The organism is Lysinibacillus sp. A1, assembly GCF_000801965.1.
Lineage (GTDB): Bacteria > Bacillota > Bacilli > Bacillales_A > Planococcaceae > Lysinibacillus > Lysinibacillus fusiformis.
The window spans coordinates 14729-37459 of sequence record NZ_JSZM01000015.1 but is presented as its reverse complement, the minus strand read 5'-3'; the positions used below and the strand labels follow the sequence as shown (position 1 = coordinate 37459).

The window sequence follows — 22731 nt, the reverse complement described above, 5'->3', positions numbered from 1 at the left end:
CCCTAGGCTTACGAAAAGCATGATGTAGATAATCCTCATTTGAAGCATACCTGCAAAATAGTGTCCTGTACTTTCAAACTTATAACCTTACCTATTATACAAACGTATCACATATATTTCAACCATAGAATGCAAAAAGAATTTATTTTTTTTATTTTAATTAATTTCACTTTAGCAGGGTTAATATTTGACCTTCCCTGACTATAATGTGTATGATAAGGTTACAGCTGAAATAAACAATGTAGATTTCAGCAAAGGTAATCGAATTTAGTTTTTTGAAGGAGGATTTAACATGAATTTAATTCCTACAGTTATTGAACAAACAAGCCGTGGTGAGCGTGCATATGACATTTATTCACGTCTACTTAAAGACCGCATTATCCTTTTAGGAAGTGCTATTGATGACAATGTGGCGAACTCAATTGTCGCACAGCTACTTTTCCTACAAGCAGAAGATCCAGACAAAGACATTTCTCTTTACATTAATTCGCCAGGTGGATCAATTACGGCTGGTATGGCTATTTATGACACAATGCAAATTATTAAGCCAAAAGTTCAAACGATTTGTATTGGTATGGCTGCATCAATGGGAGCTTTCTTACTTGCTGCGGGTGAACCTGGTAAACGTTTTGCATTACCAAATGCGGAAGTAATGATTCACCAACCACTAGGTGGCGCACAAGGTCAAGCGACAGAAATTGAAATTGCTGCTAAACGTATTTTATTCTTACGTGAAAAATTAAACGGCATTTTATCTGAGCGCACTGGTCAACCACTTGAAGTCATTGCAAGAGACACAGATCGTGATAACTTCATGACAGCTGAACGTGCAAAAGAATATGGTTTAATCGATCACATTATGCACCGTAGTACGGATAATAAATAATACAAAAAAGCCTCCCAGAAAATTACTCTGAGAGGCATTTTTATTTGTTTGTTAATCTTCATTTTCAATAATTGTAGCTAATGCTGTAACCGCTTGCTCAGCATCATTGCCTTCACTACTTAACGTTACTTCGGTACCTTTCGCCACCGCTAAGCTCATGACACCCATTATCGATTTGGCATTCACTTTTTTTTCATCTTTTTCTAGAAAGATATCCGCACTGAAACGATTGGCCTCTTGCACAAATAGTGCTGCTTGTCTAGCTTGTAGTCCTAATTTTAATTTAACCTGGACTCTTCTCTCGATCATTCTCAAAACTCCCCTTCACTACCGTTCATCTATTAGTTTTATCTTACCTTACTTACTAGCAAAAGAACAATAAGCGATTACGCATGACATTCATACCTGAAAAGTATGAAAACTTAACCACCTATTTTTTCACCGCGTCTTAATGCATCTGCTATTTCGTCTATTTTTCTTAAACGATGGTTGACACCTGATTTGCTGACGGTACCACTGGATACCATTTCACCAAGTTCTTTTAACGTAACATCTTGATACTCTACTCGTAATCGTGCAATTTCACGAAGCTTTTCTGGTAGTTGGTCAAGACCAATAGAATTTTCAATAAATCGAATATTCTCTACCTGCCGTAATGCTGCTCCAATTGTTTTGTTTAGGTTGGCTGTTTCACAGTTCACAATACGATTGACACTATTGCGCATGTCTCGCAATATCCGAACGTCCTCAAATTTCATCATTGCCTGATGGGCGCCTACAATATTAAGGAAATCAGAAATTTTTTCGGCTTCCTTTAAATAAGTAACAAAGCCTTTTTTACGTTCAATTGTTTTGGCATTGAGTTCAAATTCATTCATTAAATCCATCAATGCCTCACCATGTTCTTTATATAAAGAATAAATTTCTAAATGGTAGGCGGACGTTTCTGGGTTATTGACAGAGCCTCCTGCTAAAAATGCACCTCTTAAATAGGCTCTTTTTTGACCATTTTTTTTAATGAGCTTTCTTGAGATCGTATGATTAAATTGAAAGTCGTCTGAGATGATTTCTAAATCAATTAACAGCTCGCGCGCTCCTTCTCTTACACGGCAAATATATACGTTATTTTTTTTCAATCGCATTTTCTTACGAACTAGTAATTCCACATTGTACGGATACAATTTTTTCATAATCGTATATAGTCTTCTTGCAATTGCAGCGTTTTCAGTTTGCACGTCCAAGCTTAGTTGTTTATTCGCAAAGGATAATGAACCATTCATACGAATTAGGGCAGAAACTTCTGCTTTCATACAATGATTGTCCGCTTCTATTTGGGTTAACTCCTTTTTCGTTTCAGAAGCAAAAGACATATCACGCCCCCCTTTCAATCATAATTTCTATGTATATGTTCATCTTACCATATACAATAAACACTTTATGTTTCTATTATCGGTTCTCTTACCGATCATAAATACCGGCATAATCTACCAGCCACTCTGCAACATTCGTAGCATTATGTCGAACCGTACCATCTGATCGAATTGTAGCAATATCGCGCCTTATAACCTCTAATCCCATACTTTCAAGCTTTGCCACATCAAATGTCACTGGCTCTGCTCTTTCTTCTTTATACAATTCTTTTACAGGATTCGGCAATTCTTCATCATTAACTAAAATCGAATCAATAAAGGATGCGCCAACATGCTTATGTATGGCCGATACATGATCACCTGCTGTATAAGAAATGGTTTCACCTTTTTGTGTCATTAAATTACAAACATATATTTTTCTTCCTTTTGCTTTCACAACAGCTTCCCCTATCTCTTTGACAAGGAGATTTGGAATAATACTTGTATATAAGCTTCCTGGGCCAATTAATATATAGTCTGCACGCTGAATTGCCCGAATAGCTTCTGGTAACGGTTGCACGTTTTCGGGTACTAAAAAAACGCGATCAATGCGTTTTGTCGCTGTCGGGACTTTTGATTCACCTTCAATGATTGAACCATCCTCTAACACAGCATGTAAGTTAATTTTTTTATTGGCTGCTGGTATTACACGGCCATGTACTTTTAATACCTTCCCCATCTCACTTATAGCATGGTTAAAATCACCAGTAATATCAGTAAGTGCTGTTAGCATTAAGTTCCCTAAGGAATGGCCACGTAAATCCTCTGACGCTGAAAAACGGTATTGAAACATTTGCTCCACTAGCGGTTCAATATCTGATAATGCCGCAATGACATTCCGAACATCACCTGGTGGTGGAATATCATAATCATCTCGTAAACGACCTGAAGAGCCGCCATCGTCTGCTACCGTCACAATAGCAGTAATATCAAATGGATGGTGCTTGAGCCCACGAAGTAATGTAGATAGTCCTGTTCCACCACCAATTACCACAAGCTTTGTTTGCTTTTTCCCCATTCACTCATTCCTTTCTACGATTAATATCACGATGCGTAATAACCGTATTCTCTTTGCTGGCTAAATAAGCCCCAAAAAACTCTGCTAAAGTTACTGAACGATGCTGACCACCCGTACAACCAAAAGCGATAACGAGTTGTGATTTACCTTCTTGTCGATAAAGAGGAATCATAAAGTCGAACAAATCCGTTAGTTTTTGTATAAGTATTTGCGTATCTTCCAAGGCTAAAACATAGGAGGATACTTCTGTTTGAAGTCCCGTCTTTGGGCGTAGCTCTTCTACATAATACGGATTTTTAAGAAAACGAACATCGAACACTAAGTCTGCATCAATTGGCATACCATGCTTGAAGCCAAAAGACATGATGTTTACGGTAAAAATAGTATCTGCTTCACTGGCAAATTCTTTAACGATCTTTTCACGTAATTGCTTTGGTTTCATGTTAGATGTGTTATAAACAAAATTAGCACGGCCTTTTACTTCCGATAAAAGCGCTCGCTCTTGCTTTATACCATCTAAAGGTAAGCCACTTACTGCCAATGGATGGGCTCTTCTTGTTTCTTTATAGCGTCTTACTAATGTGGCATCATCTGCATCTAAAAATAAAATACGAGCTACAATGTCGCCTTCTTTTAGTATATGGTCTAACGCCCCAATAAGCGCATCAAAAAAGTTACCTCCACGCATATCCATCACTGCCGCAATACGTGTACTATTCTTGCCAGAATCTCTTAGCAGAGTTAAAAAAGTTGTAAGTAACGCAGGTGGTAAATTATCAATACAGTAATACCCTAAATCTTCAAAGCTTTGAATAGCTACGGTCTTCCCAGCTCCAGACATTCCTGTAATAATAACCAATTCATGTGTACTTTTTTGGCCTTCAACCACCACTGTCATGCAACTCCTTTATTGTTCTTTTGATATTTGTATTTTCTGATGAAGTAATTCAAAATTCGTTGTATAGTCAAACGTGCCATACTGAATACCTGATTGCGAAATAGCAAATTGTAAATTAGTGCGATCTCCTTCAGCCATTGGCAAATGTGCTAAATCCTCTACTGGGTGCCATGCAAGTTTACCTTCTCTAGTTTCTACAAACGGTACACCGTCTACATCCTTGGCAACAAATGTATAAAGCATCCATTCATCTACGACTTCATCATTTTCTTTAATGACCATCGTATAAACACCCTTTAGGTGTACATGTAAAGGTATAACATTTGTCTCTTCCTGAAATTCACGAACAGCAGCCTCAAAGATGGACTCACCGCTTTCCATTTTTCCACCCGGAGCAACGTACCAACCTCGTCTTGGTTTTTGAAGTAATAATACTTTACCGTCTTTTACGGCAATTAAATTTGCAATTCTTTGCATAGGCACACCTCTAATCACTTTTGCATTCTACTCTCCATTATAGCAAGACACAGCAAGATTTGTCCTCATTTACAACTCTCATACGTAGACATTTAACAATTTAGTTTTATCGAAGAATTTATTAAAAAAAGCTTATGCTCTTTTCATGATCTATACAAATAAAAAAGTAGGTTGTTCCCACCTAATTGAGGCGGAAACAACCTACTAAACAAAATAAAAGGGGGATTGCTAATTACACTTTTAATCATACACCTTTTATATGTCATTCAAGTTACAACAATATTAAAACCACATTAAAATTGTATTTTTTTCCTTAAAATAGCCAAGTTATGCATTAATTTTCTCTAATAGCTCTTCTACATAATGCTGTACAGCTTGAGCTGCAATACTGCCATCACCAGTTGCTGTAACAATCTGACGTAGTGATTTTTCACGTACATCTCCAGCTGCAAAGATACCTGGAATTGTTGTTTCCATATTATCATTTGTCAAAATATAACCAGCATCATTTAAAATACCTAAAGATTCAAATGGCTTTGTTAAAGGTAGCATACCGATATACACAAACACACCATCTGTTGTAAACTCTGATTCAGTTCCATCCACAGTTGATTGTAGTGTAACACTACCCACTTTACCATTAGCTTCATTAATTTCTTTTACTGTAGCATTCCAAATGAAATCAATTTTGTCATTTGCAAATGCACGATCTTGGAGGATTTTTTGTGCACGTAATTTATCACGACGGTGGACAATTGTTACTTTATCAGCAAAGCGTGTTAAATATACGCCCTCTTCTACAGCTGAATCTCCTCCGCCAACAACTACAAGATTTTTTTGTTTAAAGAACGCGCCATCACAAACTGCACAGTAGCTGACACCACGGCCGCCAAGTTCTTTTTCACCAGGCACACCCATTTTTTTATACTCTGCACCAGTTGTAATAATAATGGCACGTGTTTTATATTCTTTTGTACCTGATTTAATGGTTTTAAATTCTTCCCCTTCGATGATTTCTGTTACATCGCCATAGGCATATTCAGCACCGAATTTTTTAGCATGGTCAAACATTTTTGTAGAGAGCTCAGGTCCTAAAATTGTATCGAAACCAGGATAGTTTTCTACTTCTTCAGTGTTGGCCATTTGTCCACCAGGGATTCCTCGTTCAATCATAAGCGTTGCCAAATTAGCACGTGATGTATAAACAGCAGCAGTCATCCCAGCAGGACCTGCACCAATAATGACCACATCATAAATTTTTTCTTCCGACATAAATACTTCCCCCTAAACAGAATACTTTTTATCTTCATTCAACAAATAGTAGTGAAAGTGTAACGTCACCTACATATGATCCCAACTTACAATAGAGGGGATGAAGATAAACCATTGGCAACTAGCAAGGAGTAACACTCAAACGCAATGTTGCCAGGGCAAATTCTTGATAACGTTAGTATGTTCATCGTATGTGAAAGTATAAAGTTATTCAACTATGTTGCTCACACACTAATTATGACTGTCTGGTAAAAAAGCTAAAATTTCTTCAATATACTTCGATAAAGTGGCAACAGATACTCCATATTGTTGAGCTATTTCTTTTTTTGTCACCTTAAGCATTTGAGAAGATCTAAATAAATAATCATTTGCTCCTGCAATCGCTACAGGATTTGTAAAACGATAATTTTGAATTAAAGCTTGTTCACATAAGACAAACCACATTTGAAACATAGGTACAATCAATGATGATAATTTGCCATACTGCTCTAATAAAATTTCCGGCACATTTACAGCACGTAAAAAGCTGGCCTCTACTTTGTTTTTCTTATCAAATTCATGACCAAGTGCATAGGCTAAAAATAATTTCTCAAACGCACCGAATTGCTCGATATTGACCCATTTAGGATGGGCGATTATTTCTTGCTTATGAGCCGTATCCTTCAATAAAAACAATCCAAAGATACGCTCACTTGAATAGCTACTTTCTAATTTTTCAACGATAAAATTTCGATCATGTTCCAACGCGTCCAGTGCAAATTCATTGTCATGTTGGCGCCAAGGTTCAAAGCCCTCTTTATCTGGGTCTACCTCTAGCAGTTGACCCCAAGCACTTTTCGAAACCTCTTCATGCCCTGAAAAATAAGCAGCATGGGATAGCCAGAAATAAAAACCTGCGTCGCCTACATAGCCTCTTTTTTGCATACTGCGCAACCATTTATAGGCTAATTCATATTGCCCTATTAAAGCTAATGTAGCACCTAGTTTATAACGATGCTCCCATGTATATGGCTGAATTTTAACAAGGATATTTAATAGCTCTTGCAAATCTTCTTCATTCTTTTCATAATACGCAATCACCGTTAAGTTACAAAGTGCATGTAAGTTTCCCTTATTTTCACGTAGTACTGTATGTAAGAGAGCCTTCGCCTGTTCCTCTTCTCCAACATAAAAATAAGCAAGTGCAAGATTATTATAGGCCGACCAAAATGCTGGTCGATCTTCAATTAAATCTTCTAAAATAGTAATAGCTTCAGGAAAGTCGCCCTTCTCCATATGACGGCGAGCCTGTTCCTGACGATATAAATCCTCACCAGATCCTTCAAGCTCCTCAAATTCATCCTGCTCGAATGCGACAAATTCTAAAATTTCTGCTGCTTCATCTGCATATGCACCTTCAGGCTCTAGCTGCAAATACTCTTCAGCAAAGCGTTTTGCATCCTGCATGATTCCTACACAACCTGACACTTCCGCCATGTAAAAAATAATTTCCGGATTATCGGGGTCAATTTGATAGGCACGACGAAGCAGATCATACGCTTCTTCAAAACGTTGACCTTCTAACTCTACAATAGCAAGCTGCAAGATTATCATAGGATCATCTGGGCTAAGATCAACTGCACGCTGCAAATATTTATAGGCTTTATTCATTTGTCCACTGTTCATAGCTTGAATTGATTTTTTATAATAATAGTCGCCTGTTGGAATGAACGACACTATATTTGATTGGTTCTTATTTTGACGTTTCTTTTCCAATACATTTCCTCCGAAACAAGAAATAAGGAACGTATTAAACGTTCCTTTACACAGTAAACCCTATTATACCATACAATTAATAATATGCTGTTATTTCTCCTCGTGACGTTTTTTCAACACATGAAGAACATCATATATACTTACCTTTTGTTCTTGCAGTAATACTAGTAGGTGATAAATTAAATCAGCAGCCTCCCACTTTACTTCTTCTGCATCCCGATTTTTGGCCCCAATAACAACCTCTGTCGCTTCCTCACCAACCTTTTTACAGATTTTATCGATACCCTTGTCAAATAGATATGTAGTATAAGCTCCCACAGGCATTTCCTGTTCTCTCTTTTCAATAACACTTACAAGTTTTGCAATCATTTCTACAGAGCCGACTTCAGCATTTTGCTGTACCACCTCCGTAAAGCAAGTAGTCGTACCATTATGACAAGCTGGGCCATCTGGTAAAACCTCCACAACTAATGCATCTTGATCGCAGTCTGTTTTAATGGCGACAACCTTTTGTGTATGACCACTTGTCGCGCCCTTATGCCAAAGCTCTTGACGTGAACGAGAATAAAACCAAGTTTCACCTGACCCTATCGTTTTCACTAATGACTCTTTATTCATATAAGCCACTGTTAGTACTTCTTTCGTATGGGCATCCTGTACAACTGCCGGTACAAGACCTTTCTCATCAAATCGAATACGTTCTATCATCGTACTGCCACTCCTTTTTCACGTAAGTATTCTTTCACTTGGGCTACGCTTGTTTCTTTATAATGGAAGATGGAAGCTGCAAGTGCTGCATCTGCATCAACTTCCTCTGCTAATACTTCGTAAAAATGTTCGGCATTTCCTGCTCCACCACTTGCAATTACAGGGACTGTCACAGCCTCTCGTACTGCTTTTGTTAATCCCAAATCAAAGCCAGATTTTTCTCCATCTTGATTCATACTAGTTAATAAAATCTCACCTGCTCCTAAGCGCACCGCTTCCCTTGCCCAGTCCATAGCTGACCAAGTAGTTTTGTTGCGCCCACCATGGGTATAAACCATCCATGTACCGTCCTCTTCACTATAGCGAGCATCGATGGCCACGACGATGCATTGGGCACCAAAGAAATCGGAGCCCTCTTGAATTAGGGCAGGACGCTCTAAAGCGGAAGTATTAACAGAAACTTTATCCGCACCAGCGCGTAAAATACGCTTCATATCATCCAACGTCCGAATACCTCCACCAACTGTAAAAGGAATCGCTAATGTGGCAGCACTTTGTCGAACTACATCTATCATTGTTTCTCGACCTTCATGTGAAGCAGATATATCTAAAAATACGAGCTCATCTGCGCCTTGTTCATCATAGAATTTTGCTAGTTCCACTGGGTCACCAGCATCACGAATGGATACAAATTGTATCCCTTTTACAACACGTCCCTCCTTGACATCTAGACAGGGAATAATTCGTTTCGTTAGCATGCTTTCACACCTTTCAGCCATTGCTCCAATAAATATACGCCCAGCTCACCTGATTTTTCAGGGTGAAATTGCATACCTGTCACGGAACCTTTCGTTACAATACCGGGAACTCGTATGCCACAATAGTCTGCATAAGCAACAAGTTCAGACTCCTCAATATGAGTGGCATAAAACGAATGAACGAAATAGACATGCTTTGCAGGGGCACTATTTTCTAACCAAGCAGGACGATTCGCCATCACCAATTCGTTCCAGCCCATATGGGGCACTCGATATGCCCTCCCCTCATTTGTTCCACTAAATCGCTTAATTTGTCCTTTAAAGAAACCCAAGCCATTTGTTGATGTGACCTCATCACTTTGTTCAAATAATAATTGCATCCCTAAACAAATGCCTAAAAGAGGGCGATTTTGGCTTTGGGCTTTTATTAGATAACGATCTAATTTAGTCTCAGCTAAACGCTTTCTAGCATCCGGGAATGCCCCAACTCCTGGTAATAGTAATGCATCTGTAGCATCTAGCGTCTGTTCATCAGCTGTCACAACCACCTCACAGCCCAGTCGATTTAATGCTTGTACCACGCTAAATAAATTCCCCATACCATAATCAATCACACCTATTTTCACGTTAACAGCCCCTTAGTCGATGGTACTCCTTTAACACGTGGATCAATTTCTACGGCAGCATCAATCGCTCTAGCTAATGCTTTAAAAATTGCCTCGATGATATGGTGCGTATTATGTCCATAGGGTACAATCACATGTACATTCATTCTTGCCTCCAAGGCAAATTTCCACAAAAACTCATGCACTAATTCTGTATCAAAAGTTCCCACCTTTTCTTTTAAAGCGGGCACACGGTATTCTAAGTGTGGACGATTCGAGCAATCAACCACCACCTGCGCAAGTGCATCATCCATTGGCACAAATGCCGTTCCATAGCGTTTAATGCCCTTCTTATCGCCAAGTGCTTCTCGAATTGCTTGCCCTAACACAATACCAAGATCCTCCGTAGTATGGTGATCATCGATATAGGTATCCCCATTCGCATGGATGGTCCCGTCAAAAAGACCATGCTTGATAAATAAATCCAGCATATGGTCCATAAAACCTACGCCTGTTTTAATGTTTGCCTTCCCTTCGCCATCTAAATTGATAGCTACTGAAATTTGCGTTTCATTAGTTGTTCGCTCTACTTGTGCAAATCGTTTCTTTTCCGTCATTGTATTATTCCTTCTTCCATCCACGAGATTCCACCGCACGTGCATGCCCCTCTAAACCTTCCATACGTGCGAGACGGGCAATTTTTGGTGCATTGTCTTGCCAAGTTTTTTCACTGTAATAAACAATACTTGATTTTTTCACAAAATCATCTACGTTTAAGCCACTAGCAAAACGAGCTGTGCTATTGGTTGGTAATACATGATTGGTCCCCGCAAAATAATCACCAACAGGCTCTGAACTATAACGACCAATAAAAATACCACCTGCATGCTTTATTTGTTCAGCGATCGCCTCAGCATTATTTGTCATAATTTCTAAATGCTCCGGTGCTAATGAATTAATCGCTTCTACTGCATCTGATACCGTTTCAGCTACATAAATGACCCCAAAATTTTCGATTGAAGCACGCGCTACTTCTTGACGTGGTAAAATCTCCAATTGCTTTTCAACTTCTTCAGCTACATTTTTGGCCAATTGCTCTGAGGTCGTGACGAGAATAGCACAGGCTAAAGGGTCATGCTCTGCTTGTGATAATAGATCTGCAGCAATTTCGTCCGGAAATGCAGTGTCATCAGCTAGTACTGCAATTTCGCTTGGTCCCGCAATCATATCAATTGCAACCTCTCCAAATACCTCCCGTTTAGCAAGGGCTACAAAAATATTTCCTGGGCCTGTAATTTTATCGACTGGGGCGATGGTCTCTGTGCCATATGCAAGAGCAGCAATTGCTTGTGCCCCACCAATTTTATAGATTTCATCAATCCCTAAAAGATGAGCCGCCACTAGGACACCTGCAGGTATTTTTCCATCACGGCCTGCCGGTGAAGCAATCACGATTCGATTAACACCAGCTACCTGTGCTGGAATCACATTCATTAGCACGGAGGATGGGTATGCTGCAGTACCGCCAGGAACATATAACCCTACTGCATCTAGAGCTGTTACACGTTGTCCTAGCCAAGAACCGTCTCCAAGCTCTATGCGATAGCCATGTCGTGACTGTTGTTCATGATAAAGTCGAATATTATTGGCCGCTTCCGCCAAATCCTGATAGAGTTGTTGGTCAAGAGCATTTATGGCCTCTTGTATCTCTTTCTTTGTGACCCGCAAGCTTACAGGCATATATCCGTCCCACCGTTCTGTATAGGCACGTAACGCTACGTCTCCCTGTGTCTTGACATCCGCTAGCACCTGTCTTACAACTGTTAACTGTTCCTCATTTCCTCCTTCTAGTGGTCTTTTTAAGGAAATACCCTTTGCTAGTTTTGTTATTTTCATACAATTAAACCCCTTCAGTTACTCATATGTAGCGCTATATGATTACTTTATTGTTCATTCACACACTTCTTTAGTCGTCTTACAAGGTCAATAATGCGCTCACCCTTCATGCGATAACTGACTGGATTGGCAATTAACCGAGATGAGACAGCTGAAATAAATTCATATTCCACTAAGCCGTTCTCTTTTAATGTGCGTCCTGTAGAAACAATATCGACAATTCGATCAGCTAAGCCAATCATAGGGGCTAATTCAATAGATCCATTAAGCTCAATGATTTCAACTTGCTCCCCAATGCCTTTATAATATTTCATCGCAATATTCGGATATTTCGTAGCAATCCTAGGAGCAATCTCATTCATCTCTGTATGGGGTAAACCCGCTGATGCGATATAGCAATTACTAATTTTCAAATCCAGTAATTCATGTACCTCTCTCTGCTGCTCTAACAAAACATCCTTTCCTGCAATACCGATATCCGCTACACCATGTTCAACGTAAACAGGCACATCCATTGGCTTTGATAAGATAAAGCGAATTTTCTCTTCTGGTATTTCAATCATTAATTTACGCGACATTTCGACCTCTTCTGGTAAATTAAATCCTGCCTCTAATAGCATTTGGTAGGCTTCTTCAAAGATTCGCCCCTTTGGCATTGCAATTGTTAATTCATTCACTGCCAACTTCCTCCTGTCCAACTACAACTACTTCAGTAAAGTGTGCTAAAAAGGCTTCTTCATCGACTAGGCTACTACGCAACTGTAAGGTAGCGAATTTCCCCGCTCCTCGTAATGTGTTTACCTGTAATAAAGCTGCCTCAAATTGTTCTTCCTCAAACAGCACAACAGTTGCTTCTTGCTGCCCCTCTGATTGCCCATTTAATGTTTCCAATAAACGATCGACACGAATGCTAAAGCCTGTCGCACCAGCTTTTGATCCAAACACCTCTAACAATCCATCGTAACGACCACCATTCCCTAATGGAAAACCACTACCTAAGGCAAATATTTCAAAAAGCATACCTGTGTAGTAACTCATATGACTCGAAAGTGTAAAATCAAACGTAACATAATCAGCTAAGTCAGCCATCTCCAATAGCTGAGCAAGCTGTTGCATATATTCTAATGCATCATTTTTGCGAACATATTGTTCAATATCACGAATGTCCTTCACATCCATTGCTTCTTCAATAAACTGGAGAAGAGCATCCGCTTTAGCTTTCGGTAAATTAAATGACTCTACCGCTTCTTCAAATCCAACATAATTTCGCTGGACAAGTAAAGTTCTAAGTGTAGCTTGCTGTTCAATACTCTCTGTGTAATCTTGTAAAATGCAGTTTAGAATTCCTGCATGCCCAATCGTCACTTTAAACGCTTCTAATTGTAAGTGTTTCAAAAGTTCCATAGCTGTCACTATGACTTCTGCATCAGCAAATACGGATTGGTCGCCTATTAATTCAATGCCCATTTGATCGAATTCTGCTGGTCTCCCACCTTCTGCTTCTTGTGCACGAAAAACACTTGCGAAGTACGCTAAACGTTGAGGAATCATTTCTTTCAATAATTTTGAAGTGGCCACCCGAGCAATGGGGGTCGTCATATCCGGTCGTAGCACTAATGTATTTCCTTGACTATCCACAAGTTTAAATAAATGAGTATCAGCAATCGCGGAGGCTTTTCCGACTGTATCAAAATATTCAACAGCTGGTGTTTTGATAAACTCATATCCTCTTTTACATAAGAAATCTTTGCCAGACTGTCTTACTGCTTCAACTTTTTCAAAGATCTGCGGAAATGTATCACGCATTCCAAGTGGTTTTTCAAACATTTTTATTGACGACATATGAACACTTCCTCACATTCACTTTAATTCACTAGAGTATTAGAGAATTAGATTATGAAAGAATTCTAACTTATTTCTTTTCAACAGTCAACGTAATTTCCCTTAATTATCTAAATCTTTAATTTACTTTTCATTTGAATAATATAGAGAGGCAAGTGCAAGTTGAAGAAAATCTACAAAACTTAAAGATTGAGAATGAGAATGTGTCTAAAATGTGACAAGTAAATCATAGTCACTGTTAACATGTCTGTAAAAAATTGATAATGATTCTCGAGTGGACGAAAGTATAGACCATTCCATCAGCTATTCTCAATACAGTCTATCATAAGATTATATTAGTATAATTTAATTGCCAGGTGTAATTAAAATGATTCTCAATCTCATTATCAACAAAAATATTATACTATCAGTATTTACGATGATTATTACTCTCATTCTACTTTTACTTTTACAATTCAAAATCCTTAATATAGAATAGCATTAATAAATAAAACAACAGTTATAATACACATTGGAGGGATTTATGATGGCATGTCCATTCGTACAACTTAGTGAGCAAATGATCGTTAGTATTTGTAAGGGAGATTTTTATCCTGGTGATAAAATTACATTACATACAACCGAAGACATTGATGGTACTGCAATTAAATCAACTTTCGTTGAATCAACTTGCTTAGGCGATCATAGTAATTGTGAATTCAAATCAGAATATGATGCTGTACACGCATAAATCGGCTTCATAATACCAAAAACAAAAGCTACTCCCAAAAATTGTTGGGAGTAGCTTTTTAAACTTATTGAACGTTTATTATTTTTTAGGTGTACACCATTGCACAATTTCATGACGCTTACGCTCTGCCATTTGCTCTGCTGTATAAATAATTTGCATTGGATTTCCTCCTGCTAGGCAGCCAGCCGGCACATCCTTATGTACAAGAGTAGCGGCCGAAACAATGGCGCCATCTCCAATTGTCACACCAGGTAAAATGGTAGAATTCGCACCAACCATTACTTCATGACCAATATGGACATCCCCTAAACGATATTCCTCTATTAAATATTCATGGGCTAAAATGGTCGTATTAAAGCCAATCACTGTATTATCTCCAATAAAAATACGTTCAGGATACATTGTGTCTGGCATAACCATTAAGGCTAGTGATGTTTTTTCACCAATGGTCATTCTTAAAAATGTTCGATAAAGCCAGTTTTTCACACGTAAAAATGGTGTGAAGCGTCCAATTTGAATGATAATGAAACACTTCATCACCTTCCAAAAGGACACCGTATCGTAGATTTTCCAAAGAGAATTCGCCCCTTCGACACGGTAACGTTCTGTTTTACGCGCCATCTAACTTACCCCTCTTTCACAATATCCAATAAATCCGTCATATGATGCAAAATATATTCCGGTTGATACTGCTGTAAGTACGCCTCTCCTTTAATCGCCCAAGCGACACCAGCTGCTCTGACTCCTGCACGATGCCCGGCTTCTATATCATGCGAATTATCCCCAATCATAATGGCATCATCTTTGCCCACACCTAAATGTTCCAATGCAAGTAATACTGGTTCAGGATCGGGTTTCACATTTTTCACATTATCTGTTCCAATACGGACATCAAATAGGTGTGTTGCTCCAAGGATAGATAGCCCACGATCAATTGTATCATTCCGTTTTGTCGAAACAATCGCCAATAATATTCCTTGCGCTTTTAATTGCTCTAATGTCGAAACAACATCAGGGTATTGACTAACAAGTTCATCATGATGCTCTAAATTCCAAGCTCGATATTTGGCTATTAAAGCTTCCTCTTCACCTGGTGCAATGTCATTAAATGTCTGCTTAAGGGATGGACCAATGAATTTCAAGCAATCTTTTGGCGAAAATTGCCCGGGAAATCTCTCATTTAAAACATGCATAAATGTTTGAATGATTAGTTCATTTGTATTCAGTAAAGTTCCATCAAAATCAAATAGTAGTGCCTTTACAGCCATATGTTACATCCCCTTATTTATTATCTAAGTATTTCATGGCCGGTTTAACCTTTATTCGACGATAAATAATGGCCCCAAGACCTACTACAATACTTATAATAGATACAATCTGCGCTGAGCGTAAATCGCCAACTAGGTAAAGACTATCTGTACGCATTCCTTCAATGAAGAAACGACCAATAGAATACCATATTAAATAACTGAAGAAAATTTCCCCACGATTTAAATTTACCTTCCGTAATACTAGTAAGATAATGAGCCCTATTAGATTCCACACGGATTCATACAAAAACGTAGGATGTACATAAGTACCTAATTCTTCAATGTACATTTGATTGATAATCCAATCTGGTAACATTAAATTTTCTAAAAATTCCTTTGATACAGGACCACCATAAGCCTCTTGATTCATAAAGTTGCCCCAGCGACCGATAATTTGTCCAATTAAAATACTAGGCGCTGCAATATCCGCTACTCGTAAAAAGCTTACATTTTTAATACGAGTAAATATGTAAGCCGTCACAAATGCACCAATTAACGCACCGTGTATAGCAATACCGCCATTCCATATCTCAATGATTTTACCTGGATTTTCACTATAGTAATCCCAGCGCATTGACACATAATAAATGCGCGCACAAATGATGGAAATCGGAACCGCCCACAATAATAAGTCTGCCAAAAAATCTTCAGGCAGTCCTCGTTTTACGGCCTCTCGTTGGCCCACCACATACGCTAAAATAATACCCGATACGATAAGCAATCCATACCAACGAACTGGAATTGGCCCTAAGTGAAAGGCAATCGGGTTAATTTGTAAAAGTAATAAATCCATCTTTTGCTCCTCTCCAACTATCTATTACCAAAGAACGGTTAACTTTTAATCATCTAATACATCGTTTGACGAAATAACTTCATCTAAACGTCTTGAAAATTCTTCAGCCGCATTTACGCCCATTTTCTTCAATCGATAATTCATCGCTGCCACTTCGATAATTACAGATACATTTCGTCCTGGCCTTACAGGAATTGTTAGTTTCGTCAATTCCGTATCAATGATTTTCATCTTTTCTTCTTCTAAGCCTAATCGATCATACACTTTTTGAGGGTCCCAAATTTCCAGCTCAATAATAAGTGTAATACGTTTATACGGGCGGACTGCACTTGCACCAAATAGTGTCATAATATCAATAATGCCGATGCCTCGTATTTCCAGTAAATGCTCTAAAAGAGGAGGTGGACTACCAATTAATAAATTTTCTGATTCTTGTCGAATCTCGACACAATCGTCGGCTACTAAACGGTGACCTTTTTTGACAAGCTCAAGAGCTGTTTCACTTTTACCTACGCCACTTTTACCAATAATCAGTATACCAATGCCATACACATCAACAAGGACACCATGTGCAGCTGTCATTGGTGCTAAACGCCCCTCTAAATAGTTCGTCAATCTACTTGAAAACTTGGTTGTTGTCATATGTGTTTTAAAAACTGGAACATGCTTTTCGTTGGAAGCTTGAATCAGCTCCTCAGGTACTTCTAAATCCCGAGAAATAATAATTGCAGGTGTATCCTGGGAACAAAGTAAGCGCATCCGCTCAAGCTTGATATCTGTTGGTAACATTTCAAAAAATGACAGCTCTGTTTTGCCAAGCAATTGTACTCGATTGGCTGGATAATGTGTAAAATACCCTGCCATTTCAAGTCCTGGTCTTGAAATATCACTTGTCACGATCGTTCTGCCGATTCCTTCCTCACCTGCTAATAACTCTAACTTAAATTTCTCCATAACATCTCTCGTTAATACTACGACCAATGAAAAAGCCTCCAATCAATGGATAAGGTTCTCCTTATTTTAGCATGTCTATGTATAAAAGAAATGTATTTACTCTTCACAAAAAAAACTAGCGGCTCTCCAGTCCGCTAGTTTTTGAAGTATTATTTTTTAGTAGCTAACCATTTAGCAACTGCTTCAGCATCTGCGCCTTTTACAATTCCTCCAGGCATGCCACCTTTACCATTATTAATAATATCTAAAATTTCCGATTCCGATAAACGAGAACCTACATCGTTTAATGCTGGTCCATTGGCACCTTGTAGCTCGCCACCATGACATGTCACACATGATTTCATTGCGATAGCTTCTCCATCTGGAGCAGTGGCACCTTCATTGTTAGTTGCCTCTTTATCTCCGCCTCCACAAGCTGCTAAGAAAATTGCTGAACCGAACACTAATGTTAACATTGCTTTTTTCATTAGTACCCCTCCTCATAATCGATAATACCTTACGCCGCCATTATACCAAAATTATGCACGTTTGAAACCTTCTCCTAATACCTCATAAGCATCCGAAACGATGACAAACGCTGATGGGTCAACGCTTTTAATGAGTTGTTTCAGCTTTGTGAATTCTGTCTGATAAACAACAACCATAAGAACTGGTCGTGCCTCTCCTGTATAGCCCCCAAATGCTTGTAACTTAGTTACACCCCGATTGACTTCTGCATAAATGGCTTCACGTACTTCATCTTGTTTCAACGTAATAATATAGACCATTTTGGATTGGCTAAAACCTAGCTGAATAATATCAATCGTTTTGGTTGTTACATAAAGTCCAATTAGGGCATACAAACCTTTCTCTAAATCGAAAACAACTGCTGCACTAATCGCTATGATTCCATCTATTAACAGTACACTTGTACCAAGCGTTAATCCAGTATACTTCGTAATGATTTGCGCTAGTAAATCAGTGCCACCAGTAGAAGCATTCCCTTTAAAGACCAGTCCTATTCCTAATCCCACTACAATTCCGCCAAAAAGAGCTCCAAGCAAAGGATTGTCCGTCCATGGCTCCCAGCTATTTGTTAGCAAGACAATAAACGGTAATGTAATCGTACCAATAAATGATTTTATGCCAAATTTTTTGCCGAGTAATAAAACACCAGCAATAAATAGTGGAATATTAAAAGCATACTGTACAATACCTGGATTCCAGCCAAATAACCCATGCAAAATCGTACTAATTCCACTTACCCCTCCGGAGGCAACTTGATTTGGTAATAAAAATACATTAAAACCAATAGCAATCACTGCTGCTCCTACAATAACATACACATAGTCCACAATGTTTTCCCTAACATCATGTTTCATTTCCCCACGCCCACTTCAACTATCAGAATTTTTTTAAGACGAGATGATTATAGCAAATACTTTACACATTGAGAACTTCATCTTGATGAAGAGATTAGCGATTGTGGAGGATAAAAATAAGCTATCTTATACGAATGTAAGATAGCTTTTTGTTCGAAATATTGGCACTTACTTAAAATGATTTTTCTGCCCATTCCATTGCCTCATAATATAGAAGATCCATATCATTGAGCGGGATATTTAATTGAGCACCTAGCTCCTCTAAACGCTCCCAATCTAATTTACCTAGAGCGATACTAAATTCTAGAAATGGCGTCATCTCTGTTTCGTGGCCTAAAATTGTATTTGTAATATCTTCTGAAAACGGTAGCTGATACAATATGCTACTCATAGGTCTTTGCAGTAATGTATCAATGAGTGAAAACATACCTACAAGGAAATATTCCGAAAAATTCTTTTTGTAAGAGAGCTTCGCTAACTTCTCACAAACTTTTGCTCGAAACAAGGACATACACATCACTTCTTTGAAAAGATCTGAATCCGCATCAATATCAATTTCTCGCATCGCTAATAGATAAATCCATTTTCGCAAATTGGATATACCTAATAACACAATTGCTTGTTTAATGGAGCGTACTTTAGATTTTGAACGCTTAGAAGAATTATTGATCATTTGTAATAATTTATACGTCAAAGAAATATCTCGTTCGATATTTTCTGCTAATAATTGAATATTAGGTTCTTCTTCTTTTAGCAATGAAATGATATGAATATACTGAATCGTATTTGCAGGTATATCTGTTGCTTTTATAATTTGAGGTTGTTCAAAGAAATAGCCTTGAAATAAGACGTATCCAGAAGATTTAGCCACTTCAAATTGATGCCGAGTCTCTACTTTTTCAGCGAGCAATTGAATATGTGGATAATTTCCCTTTACTTTATTTTCAATCTCCATTCTTTTAACCATCGATGTTGCTAGAAAATCTACTTTTATATAATCAACTTGTTCAAATAATTCATCATAGATTTCAACATGTTCATCCATAATAAAATCATCTAATGCAATTTGAAATCCATATTTTTTTAGCTCCACCACGCGTTTCACTAATTGTGATGTCAGTGGAACATCCTCTAAAATTTCAATGACAACTTGTGAAGGATTTAAAAATTCATGAATGGAGCTCATTAATAAATTATCAGTAAAATTAACAAAACCTGGCTTACCTTTTGTAACTTCTTCAAAACCAATTGAAAGAAATGAGTTCACCAGTACATCAATAGTTGCTGCATCTGAATCAACCATTGGAAAGGCATTAACATTTTTGCCACGATATAATAATTCATACGCAACGACCTGTTCGTGAAGATTAAAAATAGGCTGCCTGCCAATAAATACTTCCATTTCGTTGCCCCCATTTCTCCACATTCTAGTAATTAATAGTATAGCATTTTTTACGACCTGATGCTTATACTTCCATATAATTTATTATCACCATTATAGATTTACTAGTGCTTTTTTCTACCTAAAAATAGACAGTCCCAGTGATGTGGCATCACGTTAGGACTGTCTAAATTATTTGCTAACTTTGGCTTTTATCGCACCAATTACAGCAGGAACGACAGAGATAAAAATAATTAATATAAGTACAACTGAGAAGTTATCTTTAATAATAGGAATATTACCAAAGAAATAACCAAGTAATGTACAGCTGAATACCCATAAAATAGCACCTAAAATATTATAAAGTAAGAAGTAGCTATAATTCATTTTACTTGCTCCCGCTACGAATGGGATAAATGTACGAATAAACGGCATAAAACGAGCTATTACTATTGTTTTTCCACCATGTGTATTGAAGAATTTTTCAGCTGCTTCCATACGTTCTTTTTTCACAACTCTTCCGAGAAGGCTCTTTGGAGGAATCGACGTTCCAACTTTATGACCAATATGATAATTCATTGTATCACCTAAAATGGCCGCTGCTAAAAATACTGGTATTAATATCCACATATCAAAGGCTCCCATTGCAGCAGCCAATGTACCACTTGCAAATAGTAATGAATCACCTGGTAAGAATGGGAAAATAACGACGCCTGTTTCTACAAAAACAATGGCAAATAAAATAAGATAACTCCAATTGCCAAAATCACGAATGATTTCTTCTAAATGCACATCGATATGCACAATAAAGCTTATTAACTCCTGAATGAGTTCTATCATGTTTTTGTATGCTCTCTTTCAATAGTATTTTTACCTAAAAGCTTTGACGTAGCCTTACATCAAAGGGTTCCAGTTTTGTACGTCTTTTTACATTACTTCCTCACTATATGACAAGCTATTGAAAAGTATGTAGAAGATTTCACAAGTTTGATTTTATCACTTCCAGATAACTTACCTCAACTGATTTTACTATTATACGAATAATGTACACAAAAAAAGAGCTACCATTTTTCAATAGTAGCTTTTTTCGTTTTATACTTTTTCTTTTAAGGAACGGCGAAGTATTTTTCCAGTCGTATTTTTAGGCAATTCATCCATAATTTCAATGACCTTAGGCACCTTATATTTCACCATATGCTTACCACAATACGATAGAAGTTCTTCCGTCGTAGTGGCCGCCACCTCTTTTAATACAACATATGCGTGAACTGCCTCTCCTAAGTTAGGATCAGGGAATCCAACTACCGCTGCCTCTACAATGTTATTATGGGCAAACAATACTTCCTCGACCTCTCTAGGATAGACATTAAAGCCTCCTACAATGATCATATCCTTTTTACGATCGACAATATAAAAATAGCCTTCGTCATCCACTCTTGCTAAATCGCCTGTATAGAGCCAGCCATCACGGATTGTCATAGCCGTTTCCTCCGGCATTTTATAATATCCCTTCATTACGTTAGGGCCACGTACTATTAACTCCCCAACCTCGCCAACAGGTACTTCCTGACCGTTTACATCGACAACTCTATTTTCCACATTGCTAATTGATGTACCAATAGATCCAGCTTTACGGTCACGATCCAAAGGATTAAAGCACGTCACAGGTGATGCCTCTGATAAGCCATATCCTTCTGACACACGCACATTAAATTTCTGCTCGAAATTATGTAATAGTGCAACTGGTAAAGATGCTCCTCCTGAAATAGCTAAACGAATTGTCGAGAAATCTTCAGGATTGCCCTCAGGTAATTGGTATAAGAAATTATACATAGTTGGTACCCCAGCAAAGACTGTTGCTTTTTGCTCTCGCGCTAAAGCAAAAATTTCTGTAGGGCTAAATCTAGGTGCTAGTAAAACTGTTGCTCCACTTAATAATGGCGCGTTTACAACAACTGTTAAAGCAAAGACATGGAATACAGGTAATGTGGCAATGACACGATCCTTTTCTTGGATACCTAAATAATGGGCAACATCACGCGCATTTGAATAGACATTTTCATGCGTAAGCATCGCTCCTTTTGGCGTGCCAGTAGTACCCGAAGTATATAAAATAATAGCATTGTCATCATCTGCCACTTCAACAGGTTGTAAAGATTGAGAAGTATTCGCGACAATTCGTGTAAATAAATGAGTTTTTTCTTGCGCACTTGGTGATAAAGTAGCTATTTTTTCCGCTATATCTGCCGTTGTTTCACAAACTACAAATGCTTTTACCTGCGGAAATGCTTGTACACCTTTCTCCACCAATGGTAGTAAAAGATCCAGCGCAATAACTGCTTTTACATCGCCATTATGCAAAATATAAGAAATTTCATCTGGTGTATAGATTGGGTTAACAGGGATTGCCGTTGCCCCTAAACGCATTGTTGCATACAAAGCAATTAAATAATGTGGTGTATTGCCGAGTAAAAACGCCACATGATCCCCTTTTTCAACACCTAAATCTTGTAATCCCTTTGCAAAACGACCAACTGTTTGCTCGAATTCTCCGTATGTCGTATCTTTCCCCATAAAATGATACGCAACTTTTTCCGGCTGTTCTGTTGCCTGTTGACGAACACGTGAAACTAAATTCAATTACACCATCCCCTTATCGTATAAAATGAATCGTTATT

General features: G+C 38.1%; 25 protein-coding genes. 2 read left to right on the top strand and 23 right to left on the bottom strand.

What is annotated here, in order from left to right:
- Positions 1–292 precede the first annotated feature (292 nt).
- Positions 293–886 (top strand): ATP-dependent Clp endopeptidase proteolytic subunit ClpP, encoded by a 594-nt coding sequence (gene clpP / locus PI85_RS13690; RefSeq protein ID WP_008173241.1) that lies wholly within the window; start codon positions 293–295, stop codon positions 884–886.
- A gap of 51 nt (positions 887–937) precedes the next feature.
- Here the strand turns inward: clpP and PI85_RS13685 are convergent, their stop codons facing one another.
- From PI85_RS13685 to PI85_RS13620, 14 genes are all read right to left on the bottom strand, one after another.
- Positions 938–1195 (bottom strand): HPr family phosphocarrier protein, encoded by a 258-nt coding sequence (locus PI85_RS13685; protein ID WP_004228023.1) that lies wholly within the window; start codon positions 1193–1195, stop codon positions 938–940.
- 113 nt (positions 1196–1308) lie between these two features.
- Complete coding sequence (whiA, locus tag PI85_RS13680; RefSeq protein ID WP_008173244.1) at positions 1309–2256, bottom strand: DNA-binding protein WhiA; 948 nt, start codon at positions 2254–2256, stop codon at positions 1309–1311.
- Positions 2257–2344: 88 nt separating this feature from the next.
- Positions 2345–3313, bottom strand: coding sequence for a YvcK family protein (gene yvcK, locus PI85_RS13675; RefSeq protein ID WP_008173246.1), 969 nt, complete (start codon positions 3311–3313; stop codon positions 2345–2347).
- A gap of 4 nt (positions 3314–3317) precedes the next feature.
- The gene (rapZ, locus tag PI85_RS13670) at positions 3318–4211 is read right to left on the bottom strand and encodes an RNase adapter RapZ (RefSeq protein WP_036120225.1); all 894 of its coding nucleotides are present in this window, start codon (positions 4209–4211) and stop codon (positions 3318–3320) included.
- A gap of 9 nt (positions 4212–4220) precedes the next feature.
- The gene (locus tag PI85_RS13665; RefSeq protein ID WP_036120228.1) at positions 4221–4688 is read right to left on the bottom strand and encodes an 8-oxo-dGTP diphosphatase; all 468 of its coding nucleotides are present in this window, start codon (positions 4686–4688) and stop codon (positions 4221–4223) included.
- 327 nt (positions 4689–5015) lie between these two features.
- A complete protein-coding gene (gene trxB, locus PI85_RS13660; RefSeq protein ID WP_036120230.1) occupies positions 5016–5960 on the bottom strand; it encodes a thioredoxin-disulfide reductase in 945 nt (314 codons plus the stop codon).
- 231 nt (positions 5961–6191) lie between these two features.
- Complete coding sequence (locus PI85_RS13655) at positions 6192–7715, bottom strand: tetratricopeptide repeat protein (protein ID WP_036120232.1); 1524 nt, start codon at positions 7713–7715, stop codon at positions 6192–6194.
- Between the two features lie 90 nt (positions 7716–7805).
- A complete protein-coding gene (gene hisIE / locus PI85_RS13650) occupies positions 7806–8423 on the bottom strand; it encodes a bifunctional phosphoribosyl-AMP cyclohydrolase/phosphoribosyl-ATP diphosphatase HisIE (RefSeq protein WP_036120234.1) in 618 nt (205 codons plus the stop codon).
- Complete coding sequence (hisF, locus tag PI85_RS13645) at positions 8420–9181, bottom strand: imidazole glycerol phosphate synthase subunit HisF (RefSeq protein WP_036120237.1); 762 nt, start codon at positions 9179–9181, stop codon at positions 8420–8422. Before hisF ends, hisIE begins: the two co-directional genes overlap by 4 nt.
- Positions 9175–9807 carry an imidazole glycerol phosphate synthase subunit HisH gene (gene hisH, locus PI85_RS13640; protein WP_036120240.1) on the bottom strand — a complete coding sequence of 211 codons (633 nt, stop codon included), beginning with the start codon at positions 9805–9807 and terminating at the stop codon, positions 9175–9177. Before hisH ends, hisF begins: the two co-directional genes overlap by 7 nt.
- Positions 9804–10403 carry an imidazoleglycerol-phosphate dehydratase HisB gene (hisB, locus tag PI85_RS13635; RefSeq protein WP_036120243.1) on the bottom strand — a complete coding sequence of 200 codons (600 nt, stop codon included), beginning with the start codon at positions 10401–10403 and terminating at the stop codon, positions 9804–9806. The genes hisH and hisB overlap by 4 nt, the downstream gene beginning before the upstream one ends.
- A gap of 4 nt (positions 10404–10407) precedes the next feature.
- The gene (gene hisD, locus PI85_RS13630; RefSeq protein ID WP_036120246.1) at positions 10408–11682 is read right to left on the bottom strand and encodes a histidinol dehydrogenase; all 1275 of its coding nucleotides are present in this window, start codon (positions 11680–11682) and stop codon (positions 10408–10410) included.
- Between the two features lie 47 nt (positions 11683–11729).
- Positions 11730–12359, bottom strand: coding sequence for an ATP phosphoribosyltransferase (gene hisG, locus PI85_RS13625; RefSeq protein WP_036120252.1), 630 nt, complete (start codon positions 12357–12359; stop codon positions 11730–11732).
- Positions 12352–13524, bottom strand: a complete 1173-nt coding sequence (locus PI85_RS13620; protein WP_036120255.1) for an ATP phosphoribosyltransferase regulatory subunit — start codon at positions 13522–13524, stop codon at positions 12352–12354. The genes hisG and PI85_RS13620 overlap by 8 nt, the downstream gene beginning before the upstream one ends.
- A gap of 523 nt (positions 13525–14047) precedes the next feature.
- Here PI85_RS13620 and PI85_RS13615 point away from each other — a divergent pair.
- The gene (locus tag PI85_RS13615; protein ID WP_008173271.1) at positions 14048–14254 is read left to right on the top strand and encodes a hypothetical protein; all 207 of its coding nucleotides are present in this window, start codon (positions 14048–14050) and stop codon (positions 14252–14254) included.
- A gap of 78 nt (positions 14255–14332) precedes the next feature.
- On the opposite strand, the gene PI85_RS13610 is transcribed toward PI85_RS13615, so the two are convergent.
- The 9 genes from PI85_RS13610 to PI85_RS13570 form a co-directional block, all read right to left on the bottom strand.
- Entirely contained in the window at positions 14333–14875 is a 543-nt protein-coding gene (locus tag PI85_RS13610; protein WP_036120261.1) for a DapH/DapD/GlmU-related protein, read from the bottom strand.
- A 5-nt stretch (positions 14876–14880) separates the two neighbouring features.
- Entirely contained in the window at positions 14881–15522 is a 642-nt protein-coding gene (gene ppaX, locus PI85_RS13605) for a pyrophosphatase PpaX (RefSeq protein WP_036120264.1), read from the bottom strand.
- Positions 15523–15535: 13 nt separating this feature from the next.
- Entirely contained in the window at positions 15536–16357 is an 822-nt protein-coding gene (gene lgt / locus PI85_RS13600) for a prolipoprotein diacylglyceryl transferase (RefSeq protein WP_008173278.1), read from the bottom strand.
- Between the two features lie 45 nt (positions 16358–16402).
- The gene (gene hprK, locus PI85_RS13595; protein ID WP_025116542.1) at positions 16403–17338 is read right to left on the bottom strand and encodes an HPr(Ser) kinase/phosphatase; all 936 of its coding nucleotides are present in this window, start codon (positions 17336–17338) and stop codon (positions 16403–16405) included.
- Positions 17339–17460: 122 nt separating this feature from the next.
- Positions 17461–17778, bottom strand: coding sequence for a cytochrome c551 (cccB, locus tag PI85_RS13590; RefSeq protein ID WP_008173280.1), 318 nt, complete (start codon positions 17776–17778; stop codon positions 17461–17463).
- Positions 17779–17829: 51 nt separating this feature from the next.
- Positions 17830–18672: a YitT family protein gene (locus tag PI85_RS13585; RefSeq protein WP_036120271.1), complete on the bottom strand. Its 843-nt coding sequence runs from the start codon at positions 18670–18672 to the stop codon at positions 17830–17832.
- 172 nt (positions 18673–18844) lie between these two features.
- Positions 18845–20074 carry an EAL and HDOD domain-containing protein gene (locus PI85_RS13580; protein ID WP_036120274.1) on the bottom strand — a complete coding sequence of 410 codons (1230 nt, stop codon included), beginning with the start codon at positions 20072–20074 and terminating at the stop codon, positions 18845–18847.
- Positions 20075–20245: 171 nt separating this feature from the next.
- Positions 20246–20890, bottom strand: coding sequence for a VTT domain-containing protein (locus tag PI85_RS13575; RefSeq protein ID WP_225316111.1), 645 nt, complete (start codon positions 20888–20890; stop codon positions 20246–20248).
- A 255-nt stretch (positions 20891–21145) separates the two neighbouring features.
- A complete protein-coding gene (locus tag PI85_RS13570) occupies positions 21146–22693 on the bottom strand; it encodes a fatty acid--CoA ligase family protein (RefSeq protein WP_036120277.1) in 1548 nt (515 codons plus the stop codon).
- Between the last annotated feature and the right edge of the window lie 38 nt (positions 22694–22731).